Annotated in this window: 10 protein-coding genes; 4 read left to right on the plus strand and 6 right to left on the minus strand. The window is 72.4% G+C overall.

Going from position 1 to position 12,844, the window contains the following annotated elements; all coding sequences use genetic code 11:
* Window positions 1-135: 135 nt before the first annotated feature.
* Entirely contained in the window at window positions 136-2,580 is a 2,445-nt protein-coding gene (locus ABZY45_RS17810) for an MFS transporter (RefSeq protein WP_356740952.1), read from the minus strand.
* A gap of 200 nt (window positions 2,581-2,780) precedes the next feature.
* Window positions 2,781-3,224, minus strand: coding sequence for an SRPBCC family protein (locus ABZY45_RS17815; protein WP_356740954.1), 444 nt, complete (start codon window positions 3,222-3,224; stop codon window positions 2,781-2,783).
* A gap of 148 nt (window positions 3,225-3,372) precedes the next feature.
* On the opposite strand from ABZY45_RS17815, the gene ABZY45_RS17820 reads away from it, so the two are divergent.
* Together ABZY45_RS17820 and ABZY45_RS17825 are read left to right on the plus strand one after the other, a co-directional pair.
* Window positions 3,373-4,404: an Rv2578c family radical SAM protein gene (locus ABZY45_RS17820; protein ID WP_356740956.1), complete on the plus strand. Its 1,032-nt coding sequence runs from the start codon at window positions 3,373-3,375 to the stop codon at window positions 4,402-4,404.
* A 126-nt stretch (window positions 4,405-4,530) separates the two neighbouring features.
* Window positions 4,531-6,117 (plus strand): alpha/beta hydrolase, encoded by a 1,587-nt coding sequence (locus ABZY45_RS17825; RefSeq protein ID WP_356740958.1) that lies wholly within the window; start codon window positions 4,531-4,533, stop codon window positions 6,115-6,117.
* Window positions 6,118-6,301: 184 nt separating this feature from the next.
* On the opposite strand, the gene ABZY45_RS17830 is transcribed toward ABZY45_RS17825, so the two are convergent.
* Genes ABZY45_RS17830 through ABZY45_RS17840 form a run of 3 tightly spaced genes read right to left on the minus strand, consistent with a single transcriptional unit; the run spans window position 6,302 to window position 8,899 of the window.
* Window positions 6,302-6,874 (minus strand): adenylosuccinate lyase, encoded by a 573-nt coding sequence (locus ABZY45_RS17830; protein WP_356740960.1) that lies wholly within the window; start codon window positions 6,872-6,874, stop codon window positions 6,302-6,304.
* Between the two features lie 10 nt (window positions 6,875-6,884).
* On the minus strand, window positions 6,885-8,306 hold the full coding sequence (locus tag ABZY45_RS17835) for an MFS transporter (protein WP_356740961.1): 1,422 nt from the start codon (window positions 8,304-8,306) through the stop codon (window positions 6,885-6,887).
* The gene (locus tag ABZY45_RS17840; protein WP_356740963.1) at window positions 8,303-8,899 is read right to left on the minus strand and encodes a TetR/AcrR family transcriptional regulator; all 597 of its coding nucleotides are present in this window, start codon (window positions 8,897-8,899) and stop codon (window positions 8,303-8,305) included. The genes ABZY45_RS17835 and ABZY45_RS17840 overlap by 4 nt, the downstream gene beginning before the upstream one ends.
* 377 nt (window positions 8,900-9,276) lie before the next feature.
* On the opposite strand from ABZY45_RS17840, the gene ABZY45_RS17845 reads away from it, so the two are divergent.
* The gene (locus ABZY45_RS17845; RefSeq protein WP_356740965.1) at window positions 9,277-11,058 is read left to right on the plus strand and encodes a 3-hydroxybutyryl-CoA dehydrogenase; all 1,782 of its coding nucleotides are present in this window, start codon (window positions 9,277-9,279) and stop codon (window positions 11,056-11,058) included.
* Between the two features lie 91 nt (window positions 11,059-11,149).
* Window positions 11,150-11,965 carry a TetR family transcriptional regulator gene (locus tag ABZY45_RS17850; RefSeq protein ID WP_356740966.1) on the plus strand — a complete coding sequence of 272 codons (816 nt, stop codon included), beginning with the start codon at window positions 11,150-11,152 and terminating at the stop codon, window positions 11,963-11,965.
* 50 nt (window positions 11,966-12,015) lie between these two features.
* Here ABZY45_RS17850 and ABZY45_RS17855 read toward each other — a convergent pair whose 3' ends face one another.
* Window positions 12,016-12,789 (minus strand): restriction endonuclease, encoded by a 774-nt coding sequence (locus tag ABZY45_RS17855; protein ID WP_356740967.1) that lies wholly within the window; start codon window positions 12,787-12,789, stop codon window positions 12,016-12,018.
* Window positions 12,790-12,844: the final 55 nt, after the last annotated feature.

Raw genomic sequence — 12,844 nt, forward strand, 5'->3', positions numbered from 1 at the left:
GGCGGGGGTGGGTCCCCGGCCCGTCGCGGGCGAGTGTTCCCTGCCGGTCCCGAGCGGGCGGGCTCCCGGCCCGTCCCGGCCCCGTCGGCGCGGGGGGCGTGCGGCCCCCGCACGCCGGCCCCGTCGCCGGGACGCTCAGTCCTCGTGGCCCAGTTGGAGATCGCGCTCGGTCCGCCCTCCGCCGGGGAGCTGGAGCACGGTGGCGACCGGCGGATAGCCGGCCGCGATCACGGTGTACTCACCGGTCGACAGGTCCACGAACCGGAAGGCGCCGTCGGGGCCTGTGGTCAGGGTGTCGACCACGTTGCCCGCCGCGTCCAGGAGGGTGACCCTGGCGTCCTCGACGGCCCGTCCGCCGGGGGCGCGTACGATCCCGCGCAGCACGGCTCCGCCGGCCAGCTCGATGTCCTGCCGGGTCTCCCGCGCGGCCTGCACGCTGACCGGGAGGGCGGCGGGCCGATAGGCGGGGGCGCTGGCCGCGAGGGTGTACTCCCCGGCCACGAGCTCGCTGATGACATAGGCCCCCTCGCGCCCGGTGCGGGTGCTCGCGACCACTTCGCCCCGTACGTCGGTGAGGGTGACCGCGGCGTCGCGCACGGGGGCACCGTCCGGGGTGAGGACCGCTCCGGCGAGCCGGCCGGCCCCGCCGAGCACCACGTCGAGTTCCACCGGCCGTTCGCCCACCGTGACGCTGACGGCCTGCGGCTGGTGGCCGCCCGCAGCGGCGATCAGCACGTACGCCCCCGCCCCCGGCGCGCTCAGCGCGTACCGCCCGTCGTCACCGCTGGCGCTCCGCCCGACCTGCTGCCCCTGGACGTCGATCAGGGTGAGCGCGGCCCGTCCCACCGTCGTGCCGTCGGGATGCTGGACGCGTCCTCGGACCGGAACCCCGGAGGTCGCGCCCGGCCGGGGCGGGCTGGGTTCGGTCCGGGCGACGGGGATCGTGGACTGCGTCACGGCCGGATCGGCCGCCGTCTGCGGGGTGTGGTGGGACACCAGCGGTTTCTCCTTGAGGAAGAAGGCGAGGAGCAGGCCGAGCAGGAGCACCGGCACGAGGTAGAGGAAGATGCGGGGCATCGCGTCGGCGTAGGCCTGGATGTACGCGTCCCGCAGCGCGGGCTCCATGGTGTGGACCAGCTGCGGAGTGATCGACTCGGCGTCGGGCAGTTCGGCGCCGGACGGGAGGCGCACCCCGAGCGCGTCGGTGAGCCGTCCCGCGAACAGGGTCCCGAAGATCGCGGCACCGACACTGCCGCCGATCTGCCGGAAGTAGTTGTGGGCGCTGGTGGCGGTACCGAGGTCGGAGGGGCGTACGGAGTTCTGCACGGCCAGCACCAGGATCGACATCACCAGACCGATCCCGACGCCCAGGACCGCCTGCCAGATGCCGTACTCCAGCGCGGAGGTCTCGGTGTCCAGGAGGGAGAGGAGCCACATCCCCACGACGGAGACGGCTCCGCCCACCAATGGATAGAGCCGGTAGCGGCCGGTGCGCGACACCAGCTGCCCGGAGACCACGGAGGCGACGACGATGCCGCCCATCATGGGCAGCATCAGCAGCCCCGACTCGGTGGCGGACACCCCCTCGACCATCTGGAGGTAGGTCGGCAGATAGCTGGCCGCCCCGAACAGGGCGACCCCGACGACCGCGCCCACGAGTGAGGTGACGTTGAAGACCGAGTCACGGAACAGGCGCAGCGGGATGACGGGTTCGGCCGCGCGGTGTTCGACGACGATGAAGAGCAGCGTCGTTCCGGCGGCTCCGGCGGCGAGCCCCAGGATGGTCCGCGAGCCCCAGGCGTACTCCGTGCCGCCCCAGCTGGTGAGCAGCACCAGGCACGTCGAGGCGGCGGCGAGCAGCAGCGCCCCCAGCACGTCGAGGCGGGGACGGACGGCCGGCTTGGGCAGCTTCAGTACGAGCGCGATGACGGCGAGGGTGACGATGCCGAACGGCACGTTGATGTAGAAGCACCAGCGCCAGGAGGCGTGGTCGGTGAAGAAGCCGCCGAGGAGCGGCCCCGCCACGGACGCGAGGCCGAACACCGCCCCGATGAGGCCCATGTAGCGTCCGCGCTCCCTGGGCGGGACGATGTCGGCGATGATCGCCTGGACGCCGATCATGAGGCCGCCGCCGCCGATGCCCTGGACGGCCCGGAAGGCGATGAGCTCGTCCATCGTGCGCGACCAGCCGGCGAGGGCGGACCCGATGACGAAGACGACGATCGCGAACTGGAAGACGCCCTTGCGGCCGAAGAGGTCGCCGAGCTTGCCGTAGATCGGGAGGCCGATCGTGGAGGCGAGCAGATAGGCGGTGACCGCCCAGGACATCTTGTCGAGGCCGTGCAGCTCGCCGACGATCTTCGGCAGGGCGGTGGCGACGATCATCTGGTCGAGCGCCGCGAGCAGCAGGGTGAGCATCAGCCCGAAGAAGACCAGCCGGATCCGGCGCGGGCTGATCGCGTCGGGCGGCGTGATGGCCCCGGCGGCCGGGGGCGGGGGCGGCGCGTGCTCGGCCGACCGTCCGGGCGGCCCGTACTCGGTGCCTCCCGGCTCGTCCTTCACCAGAGTGATCCCACCCATGTGACGCTCCCCTCGTCGCAGCTGCGCCGCCCATTTCTCGCATCAGGCGGCAAGGCGGGGCAAACGCGACCGGGCGCACGTACGGCGCACGTTGAGGGCTTATGCGCCGGTGGGAGGCGCTACGGCGCACAACCGGCCACCCCGGAAAATCACCCGTTCCGGTGAGGCCGGCCGCGACGCCAACAGTGCGGGGAGCAGGCCTACTTCTCGACCTCGGCGGCGAGGTTCTGCAGCAGCTCGTCATAGATCCGGCCGAGCCCCTTGGGCGCGAACGTCTTCTCGAAGAACCCGCCGATGCCGCCGGCGCCGTTCCACACGGTCGAGACGACGGCCCGCGACTTCCCCTCGCCCGCCGGCGTGACGGTCCAGGTGGTGACCATGGAGGAGTTGCGGTCCTTCTCGATCAGCTGACCGTCGGTCGGCTCGGTGACCTCGAGCAGGCAGTCCCGGACCCGCTTGCTGGTGGCCTGGAGCTTCCAGTGGACGAGGGTGCCTTCACCGTCGCCGCCCTCGCGCACCTCGTACTCACTGAAGTGCCCGGTCAGCACCTTGCCCCGGACCTCCTTGTAGTCGGCCAGCGCATCGAACACCGTCTCTGCGTCCGCCGCGATGATCCGCTCTGTCGTGGCCTCGACCTGCGCCATGCCTGTTCCTCCAGCACTCGGTTGTTCGGGGTGCTGCTGAGCCAACCACCTCGGGTACGGCCCCTCAAAATCGGGCCTCCCGTGCCGCCGCGCACGATCAAGGGAACACATGTTCTATTCTCTGCGGAGTGCTACCAAGGAGGCGTCCATGCGCTGGGACAATCTGGCAGAGAACCCCGCAAAGGCGGGTAACGGCGCGCTCTTCGCTGCGGACGCGGTCACCACGCGCACCTTCGACACGCCTGAGTTCCGGGGAATCACCTTCCACGAGATACGGGCACGCTCGATCGTCAACCGGGTGCCCGGGGCCTCCCGCATGCCGTTCGAATGGACCGTGAACCCCTACCGTGGCTGTTCCCACGCCTGCGTCTACTGCTTCGCCCGCAAGACCCACAGCTATCTGGACCTGGACACCGGTCTCGGCTTCGACTCCCAGATCGTCGTGAAGGTCAACGCCGCCGAACTGCTGAGCAGGCACCTGGCCTCCCGCCAGTGGCAGGGCCAGCACATCGCGATGGGCACGAACGTCGACTGCTACCAACGTGCCGAGGGCCGCTACCGGCTGATGCCCGGCATCATCGCGGCGCTGCGCGACCACGCCAACCCCTTCTCCGTCCTCACGAAGGGCACGCTGATCCTGCGCGACCTCGAACTGCTGCGGCAGGCCGCCGAAGTGACCGAGGTCGGCGTGTCCGTCTCCGTCGGCTTCACCGACCAGGAGCTGTGGCGCACGGTCGAGCCGGGCACCCCCTCCCCCCAGCGCCGCCTGGACGTCGTACGCGCCATGGCCGACAACGGGATCGGCTGCGGGGTCCTGATGGCCCCGGTCATCCCCTTCCTCGGCGACCACCCCGACCAGCTGCGCGCCACGGTCCGCGCCGTCGCCGCCGCGGGAGCGACCTCCGTGACACCCCTCGTCCTCCATCTGCGGCCCGGCGCCCGCGAGTGGTTCATGCAGTGGCTCACCCGGCACCACCCGCACCTGGTGCCACGGTACGAACAGATGTACGCGGACGGGGCCTACGCCCCGACGTGGTACCAGCGCGGCATCACCCGCCGGGTGCACGAGCTGGCGGCCGAGTACGGCATCGGCCCTGCCGACCGGGGCGGCGCCCGCCGCATTCCACGGGAGACTCCGGAGCCCCTCGTCGAGGGGCCCACCCAGCTGAGCCTGCTCTGACCGCGCCGGCCGGGCTCATCAAACGGGTCAACTCTCGGAAGAACATGTCCTCCCGCCCCCGAATCCGGGGAGCATGCCGCGGGGGCTGTGCCATCCACAGCCGTGTTCCCCACCACGGGAGGCCATATGACGAAACGTGCAGGAATCCTGGTCGCCGTCGGCGCCACGGTCGCGGGCCTGATGACCGCCGCGCCGTCCACCGCGTCCGCCGGACCGGACGCGGCCGGCCCGGGAGCCGCCGCGCCGCTCACGTGGAAGGGCTGCGGCACCAAGTCCTATCCCGCCCTCCAGTGCGCGACGGTACGCGCCCCGCTCGACCATGACGACCCGTCGGGCAGGCAGATCACCCTCGCCCTCTCCCGTGTCCCGCACACGGCGAAGACCTCGCAGGGGCCGCTGCTGGTCAACCCCGGCGGCCCTGGAGGCAGCGGGCTCTCGATGGCGGGCTTCGTCGCGGCCTCCCTGCCCGCGAAGGTCGCCGCCCGGTACGACGTGATCGGGTTCGACCCGCGCGGGGTCGGGAAGAGCAGGCCCGCACTGGACTGCGTACCGAAGTACTTCGCGCCCGTACGCCCCGACACCGTGCCGGACTCCTACGAGGCCGAGAAGACCGCACGGAACAGGGCCGCCTCCTTCGCCGCGGCCTGCGGCGAGAAACACGGCGACCTGCTGCCCTTCATGGACACCGTCAGCGCCGCGAAGGACCTCGACGTCGTCCGCCGGGCCCTCGGCGCGGACCGGATCAACTACTTCGGCTACTCCTACGGCACCTATCTGGGCGCGGTGTACGCCAAGCTCTTCCCCGAGCGCGTCCGCCGCCTGGTCCTGGACTCGATCGTCGACCCGGACGGTGTCTGGTACGAGGACAACCTCGGCCAGGACCACGCGTTCGACGCCCGCCACAAGGCCTTCGCCGCCTGGGTGGCCAGGAACGACGCCACCTACCGGCTCGGCGGCGACCCCGCCGAGGTCGAGGCGGCCTGGTACCGGATGCGGGACGCGGTCAAGAAGCGTCCGGCGGGCGGCAAGGTCGGACCGGGCGAGCTCGAGGACACCTTCATGCCGGGCGGCTACTACAACGGCTACTGGCCGCGCCTCGCCGAGACGTTCGCGGCGTACGTGAACGACGGGGACGAGGAGGCCCTCGCCACCGCGTACGAGGACTTCGGCGCCGTCGACAGGAGCGGGGACAACGGCTACTCCGTCTACGCGGCGGTGCAGTGCCGCGACGCCGCCTGGCCCCGGACCTGGAGCAGCTGGCGCAACGACACCTGGCAGGCCCACCGCAAGGCGCCGTTCATGTCCTGGAACAACACCTGGTACAACGCTCCGTGCGCCACCTGGCCGGTGGAGCCACTGGAGCCCGTGCGGGTCACCAACGAGGCGATCCCGCCCGCGCTGCTCTTCCAGGCCACCGACGACGCGGCCACCCCGTACGAGGGCGGTGTCACCATGAGCCGCCGTCTCAAGGGCTCAGCCCTGGTCGTCGAACAGGGCGGCGGCAACCACGGCATCTCGCTGAGCGGCAACGACTGCCTGGACGCGTACCTGGTGGACTACCTCACCGACGGCACCCTCCCGGGCGGCGGCGGTGGCAGCGGCCCGGACGCGGTCTGCGAGGCCCTCCCGGAGCCGAAGCCCACGCCGGCCACGAAGGCGGGCGCGAACACGAAGGGCAGCACCCTGCACGGCCTGCTGGGCTTCCGCGGCTGACAGCGCCCGGAAAACCCCGGGCCGGGCGCCGGGGGCGTACGCCAGGATGAGCCGCATGGCCCACTCCCGCGTACGCCCCCGGTGTGCGTGTGCGCGCCATGACCCTCGACGACTGCGCGGCCGTGGCGGAGAACGTTCGAGGCCGGCGGCGCCAAGGTGCCCGGGGTCCGCTATGTACGCGGGCTCACCCCTCCGGGAGCCGGCTGAGTGCCACCTGCGCCGCCTCGCCGAGCCGGGGGTGCGGCAGCGCCGCCTCCAGTACCGGGCGGGCCCTGGGGTCCCCGAGGCTGCCCAGTCCCTCGACACAGGCCAGGGCGACACGCCAGTGCGGCTCGCCCGGGGTGAGCAGCCGGTGCAGGGTGCTGACCAGCGCGGGCACCGACTCGGGGGCGCGCAGGGCGGTGAGCAGGCGTACCGGGTGCAGGGCGTAGGCCGTCCGAAGGCCGTTGGTGGCCAGGGCTGCCGCGGCCCGGGGCGTCCGGGGGTCGCCGAGGAGCCGAAGCGCGTGCGCGGCCGACACGCAGCGTTCGGGGTCACGGTGATTGAGGAGGAGGACCAGCGCCTCGAAGGCCCGTGGGTCACCTCCGCAGCCGAGCCGGAAGGCCGCTATCTCCCGGGCCCAGAGCGGGCGTTCGCGTTCCACGAGGACGGCGGCCAGCTCCTCGTCGTCCTCGGTGGCGAGAAGCCTGTCGAAGGACGCGGATCCACCCGCCTCGTGCCGCAGGCGATCGGTCAGCGAGCGCAACTCCTCATCCATGACCGTAAGCCTATGACCGAACACGGACCGTGCGGGTCGAAGCACCCTTTCCCGGCAGCCCTCTCGCCAACAGCGGTCCGGCGGCGGTGACGGCCGCCAGAACCGTCAGCGTGAGCTCCGTGGCCGGGCCCGTCACCCGTGCGAGCCCCTCCGCGGTCCCGGCGGGCGGTGTCGCCGATACGAGCAGAGCGGTCGTCGCGGCCACACCCAGCGCCGGGCCGACGTTCATCGCCGTCTGCTGAAGACCTCCCGCGACCCCGGCGCGTTCCTCCGGGACATGCCGCACGACGACGTCCGTCGTCGTCACCATGACGGCGCCGAAGCCCGCGCCGACCAGCAGGAAGGCCAGGCCCGTAGCCGCCGCCGAGGACTCGGTGCCGGTCCGGGACAGGACCAGGTCACCGAGGGCGAACAGCGTCAGTGCGACCGTCACGGTGCCGCGCACCCCGTACCGGCGTGCCGCCATCACGGCAGCGGGGGCCGCCAGGACCATCGCGGCCGGTCCGGGCAGTGCCACCAGGGCGCTCTCGAGGGGGTCGAGGCCACGGATGTCCTGGAGATGGTAGACACCCGCGAACAGGGTCGCCGAGAGTGCGCCCGACGCGAGCACCAGGACTGCGAGGCCCGACAGGACCTCCGTCCGCCCGAACACGTCGAACGGCACCAGTGGGTTTGCGGTACGCCGCTCATGCCGTACGAATGCCCACGCCGCCACGAGGGCCGTCGCCGCGGCGGCGGCGCGCGGGGCCGGCCCCCCGCTCCACGGTCCCTCGGTGAGTGCGAGCACCCCGCCGACCAGGGCTCCGGCCAGCAGGAACGCGCCGGGCAGATCGAGTGCGACCGCCGGGCGCGCGTCGCAGGTCGTGGTCCGCGTCCTGGTGTCGCGTACGGCGAGGACGGCCAGTCCGCTCGCCGCCGCCGGCACGACGTTGAGGAAGAAGACCGCCCGCCAGCCGTGCGCGGCAGCCAGCGCCCCTCCCGCCAGCGGGCCGGCGGCCGCCGCCACGCCGATGGCGGAGGTCCGGAGCGCGAGGGGCATACCCAGCCGGTCGGGAGGGAAGGCCGAACGCAGCATCCCGAGAGTGGCCGGCTGGAGGAGTGCCCCGAATACGCCTTGGGCGACGCGCAGGGCGATCACCCAGCCGATCCCGGTCGCCAGACCGATGCCCGCGGAGGCCGCGCCGAAGCCCAGCATCCCGGCGGCGAACACCCGCCGGTGACCGAACCGGTCGCCCAGCCTGCCCGAGAGCACGAGCAGGCCCGCCACCGCGATCAGATAGCCGGTGCTGGTCCACTGGACCTGCTCGACCGTGGCGTGGAGGTCCTTCTGCAGAGTCGGCTGCACTATGGCCAGCACGGTCCCGTCCAGGGCGACGATCGCGGCCCCGAGGACGCTCGCCGCCAGGGTGACCCGCCGGTGGGTGGCGGTCACCGCTCCTCCGGGCCGAGGTGGGCGTCGAGGACGGACCGCAGCAGCGGTTCCACGTCCTCGGTGCCGGTCGCGAGCTGAAGGCTGCCCCAGCCCCACAGTTGCGCGACGCCGTGCAGATTCGCCCACAGCGCGCTCGCCACCAGGGGTGCGGAGACGCCGGGAGGGCGTGAAGTGACCCGGGCGACGGAGTCCACGAACAGCCCGAAGAGGGGAACACTCGTCTCACGCAGACCCGGACGTCCGTTCTCCAGCAGGTCGTGGCGGAACATCAGCTCGAACATCCCGCGCTCGGTCCGGGCGAACTCCAGGTAGACCCGGCACAACTCCGCGACCTGGGCCCGCGGTTCCTCATGCGCTGCCCGCGCGCCTGCGGCCCGGCCCGCCAGTTCGACGAACCCCTCGAGGGCGATCGCGGCAAGGAGTGACGCATGCGTCGGGAAGTAGCGGCGTGGGGCCCCGTGCGAGACACCGGCGGCCCGCGCGATCTCCCGCAGCGTGAGCGCCGGGACGCCCCGGTCCGCGACGAGTCGGACCCCGGCGGCCACCAGCCTGTCCCGCACGTCGGTGTTCCGGTCTGCCGTCGAGTGCGTCATGAGCGGTGTCTACCAGAGTCGCGTAGACACTGTCTACGTCGCTGCGCCGGCTCGGTGACGCGAAGGGCGCGGAACTGTGTGCCAGCGCACAGACGGCCAGGGCTGGCGCGCTCGTTACTCGCCGGTTAATCTCAGGTGAGCGGGACACACACCCGCCGGCTCCGGTGGCCTGGTGACGCAGCCACCCGGAGTGCTTGTCGGTTCGGCAGTTCGTGAGACGCGGCTCGGGACAGAGCCCGTCACCTTCCCCCCGGTGTGCCGAGTGCCCCGGGACCGTGCACCACGACACGCAGTTTCCGCACACCGAGCGCCCGTTGGTTCCCCTACTCGCGCGCCGCCGTGCTCCTCACAGTCGTCACTCACCCTGGAGTCCCGTGATGGACACCCCGCTCAGCACCATCGCCGTCGTCGGCCTCGGCACGATGGGAACCGGCATCGCCGAGGTCCTGACCCGTGCGGGCCGCGAGGTCATCGGCATCGACGTCAGCGAAGCCGCGGCCCGCCAGGCCGTCTCCTCGCTGGAGGCCTCCACCGCCCGCGCCGTGCTCCGTGACCGGATCACGGAACAGGAGCGGCGCGACATCCTCGCCCGGTTCCGCACCTTCTCCGATCTCCAGGCCGCCGCGGACGCGGAGCTGGTCATCGAGGTGGTGCCGGAGAACTACGAGATCAAGCAGCAGGTCTTCCGGGAGCTCGACGCGGTGGTCTCCCCCACGGCGATCCTCGCGACGGGCACCAACGCCCTGTCCGTGACCCGGCTGGCCGCCGAGTCGCAGCACCCCGAGCGGGTCCTCGGTCTGCACTTCTTCAATCCGGCACCGGCGATGAAGCTGGTCGAGGTGGTCTCCTCCGTCCTGACGGCCCCGCCCGCCGTGGAGAGTGTCACCCGGCTCGCCCGTGAGCTGGGCAAGGAGCCGGTCGCGGTGGGCGACCGGCCCGGTTTCGTCGCCGACGGACTGCTCTTCGGCTATCTCAACCAGGCCGCCGCGATGTACGAGGCGAACTACGCCTCCCGTGAGGACATCGACGCCGCCATGAAGCTCGGCTGCGGGCTGCCGATGGGCCCCCTGGCCCTGCTCGACCTGATCGGCATCGACACGGCACGCACGGTTCTGGAGGCCATGTACGCGGCGTCCCACGACCGCCTGCACGCCCCCGCCCCGGTGCTGGGACAGCTCAGCGAGGCCGGGCTGACCGGCCGGAAGGCGGGCCGCGGCTTCTACACCTACGACGCCCCCGGCAGCCAGACCACGGTGCCGGACGCGCTGACGCCGGTGGACAGCGCGGGCGCGGTCGCCGGGCGCGCGGTCTCCTCGGTCGGCGTGGCCGGGTCGGGAACGATGGCCTCGGGGATCGCCGAGGTCTTCGCGAAGGCCGGATACGCGGTGGTGCTGGCCGCGCGCAGCCAGGAGAAGGCGGACACCGCCAAGGCGCGGATCGCCAAGTCCCTGGAGCGTTCGGTCTCCAAGGGGCGGCTGACGGAGGAGGCGCGGGACGAGACGCTCGCCCGGATCACGGCGGCGGGCTCCCTGGACTCCTTCGCCGACGTCGATCTCGCGGTCGAGGCGGTGGCCGAGGACCTGGAGATCAAGCGGGAGCTCTTCGCCACCCTGGACAAGGTCTGCAAGCCGGGTGCGGTGCTCGCCACCACCACCTCGTCGCTGCCGGTCGTGGCCGTCGCCCGGGTGACCTCGCGCCCCCAGGACGTCATCGGGATGCACTTCTTCAACCCGGCGCCCGCGATGAAGCTGGTCGAGGTGGTCCGCACGGTGCTGACCGCCGACGATGTGCACGCCACCGTCCGCGAGGTCTGCGTGAAGGTGCGCAAGCACCCGGTGGACTGTGGCGACCGGGCCGGGTTCATCGTGAACGCGCTGCTGTTCCCCTACCTCAACAACGCGATCAAGATGGTCGAGGAGCACTACGCCACGCTCGACGACATCGACGCGGCGATGAAGCTGGGCGGCGGCTACCCCATGGGCCCGTTCGAACTCCTGGACGTGGTCGGCCTGGACGTCTCGCTCGCCATCGAGAAGGTTCTGCACAGCGAGTTCCGCGACCCGGGCCTGGCTCCGGCGCCGCTGCTCGAACACCTGGTGGCCGCCGGCTGCCTCGGCCGTAAGACGGGGCGCGGCTTCCGCGAATATGCCCGCCGCTGACCCGGGGGCCGGGTGGGGCGGGTTGCTGGGACCCTCGGGCGACCCGCCCCCACGGGCGCACTCCCCCGCACCGATGGGTTACGTTCACCTCATGTCCCAACCCGCCAAGTCCCCCCGTTCCTCCGCCGCGACGGACGCCCCGGAGAGTGCCGCAGGCACCCGGGCCGCCGCCCAGCGGCTCAAGATGCGCCGCGAACTGGCGGCGGCGGCGATGGAACTCTTCGCCACCAAGGGATACGAGGCGACGACGGTCGACGAGATCGCTGGCGCCGCGGGGGTCGCCCGGCGCACGTTCTTCCGCCACTTCCGCTCCAAGGAAGAGGCCATCTTCCCGGACCACGACGACACCCTCGTCAGGGCCGAGGCCGTCCTCAACGCCGCACCGGCGCACGAGCACCCGCTCGACACGGTGTGCCGGGGCATCAAAGAAGTCATGAAGATGTACGCGGCGAAGCCGGCGGTGTCCGTGGCGCGGTACAAGCTGACCCGCGAGGTACCGACGCTCCGGGAGGCCGAGATCGCTTCGGTGGCCCGCTACGAACGGCTCTTCACGCGCTATCTGCTGGGCCATTTCGACGAGCGCGACCACCATGTGGGCAACGACGACCCGCTTCTCGCCGAGGTGGCCGCCTCCGCGGTGGTCACCGCGCACAACCACGTGCTGCGGCGCTGGCTGCGGGCGGACGGGCACGGCGACGTGGAGGCCCAGCTCGACCACGCCTTCGCGATCGTCCGGGACACCTTCGGCACCGGGATCGGGGCGGGCCGGACCGCGGGCGCCGAGCCCGCGGCCGCCCCCGCGGCGTCGGTGTCCACGGAGGGCGACGTCCTGGTCGCGGTGGCCCGTACGGACGCTCCCCTGGACGAGGTCATGCGGACGATCCAGCGGGCCCTGAAGGAGCACTGAGCGCGGCGGACCCTCGGGGGGCACTGAGCGGGTGGGCGAGGTCCCGCCGGTCAGCCCTCGGCCGGCTGTACGGTCGCTTCCGCGTACCAGGGCGGGGGCGCGGTCCCCTCGCTCCAGGCGGTGAGCTCGTCGAGACCGACACAGACGATGCCGCACTGCTCGGCGTACTCCAGCGCCGGTTCGGTGAAGTCCCCCGTGGTCACCACGACGGCGGCCTCGGCACCGTGGACCGCGTAGCAGGTGCCGCCGAACCGCTGGAGATCCTGCGATCCGACCTTGTTGCCGTCCGTGTACCTCTTGCACTGCACGACCAGGCGGCGTCCGTCCGGAGTGGTGGCGACCACGTCCGCGCCCAGGTCGCCGGCGCCTCCGACGACCTCGGCGTCCGGGCAGCCGTCGCGGCGGCAGAGCGCGGCCACGGCCTCCTCGAAGTCGTACGGGTCCATGGCCGCGTAGTCGACCGGACGGACCGGCTCGGGCGCCGGGACCGTGCCGGCGGCATCGTCGGCGCGGACGGCACCGGCCGGCTCCTCGAGGGCGGCGTCCACGACCTCGTACGCCGCCTCGACCGCTGCCGCCGCCGCTTCGGCCGCCGCCCTGCGCCCCCGCCGCACGCGCAGGAGCGCCACCACCCCGGCCACGAGCGCGGCGAGGGAGAGCCCGGCGAGCACCGGGTGCCGCTCGGCGGTCGCCAGGGCGGCGCGGACGGCCAGGCCGGCACCGCAGACCATGAGGGCGAGGAAGACGAAGCCCACGGCCGTACGCCGTAGGTCGAACGCGCGCCCACGGACCCCGCGCCCGCCTCTGCGTATGCGTGTACCCATCCCGCGCCCACCCCTGTTCCGTCGACGGCCACATCAAGATCACTTTCGTGTGCCC

This window comes from Streptomyces sp. NPDC006516 (assembly GCF_040611875.1).
Taxonomy (GTDB): Bacteria; Actinomycetota; Actinomycetes; order Streptomycetales; family Streptomycetaceae; genus Streptomyces.

Excerpts from the sequence above, each read along its gene's own strand:
- ABZY45_RS17810 (WP_356740952.1), bottom strand. The coding sequence starts at position 2,580 with ATGGGTGGGATCACTCTGGTGAAGGACGAGCCGGGAGGCACCGAGTAC.
- ABZY45_RS17815 (WP_356740954.1), bottom strand. The coding sequence starts at position 3,224 with ATGGCGCAGGTCGAGGCCACGACAGAGCGGATCATCGCGGCGGACGCA.
- ABZY45_RS17820 (WP_356740956.1), top strand. The coding sequence starts at position 3,373 with ATGCGCTGGGACAATCTGGCAGAGAACCCCGCAAAGGCGGGTAACGGC.
- ABZY45_RS17825 (WP_356740958.1), top strand. The coding sequence starts at position 4,531 with ATGACGAAACGTGCAGGAATCCTGGTCGCCGTCGGCGCCACGGTCGCG.
- ABZY45_RS17830 (WP_356740960.1), bottom strand. The coding sequence starts at position 6,874 with ATGGATGAGGAGTTGCGCTCGCTGACCGATCGCCTGCGGCACGAGGCG.
- ABZY45_RS17840 (WP_356740963.1), bottom strand. The coding sequence starts at position 8,899 with ATGACGCACTCGACGGCAGACCGGAACACCGACGTGCGGGACAGGCTG.
- ABZY45_RS17845 (WP_356740965.1), top strand. The coding sequence starts at position 9,277 with ATGGACACCCCGCTCAGCACCATCGCCGTCGTCGGCCTCGGCACGATG.
- ABZY45_RS17850 (WP_356740966.1), top strand. The coding sequence starts at position 11,150 with ATGTCCCAACCCGCCAAGTCCCCCCGTTCCTCCGCCGCGACGGACGCC.
- ABZY45_RS17855 (WP_356740967.1), bottom strand. The coding sequence starts at position 12,789 with ATGGGTACACGCATACGCAGAGGCGGGCGCGGGGTCCGTGGGCGCGCG.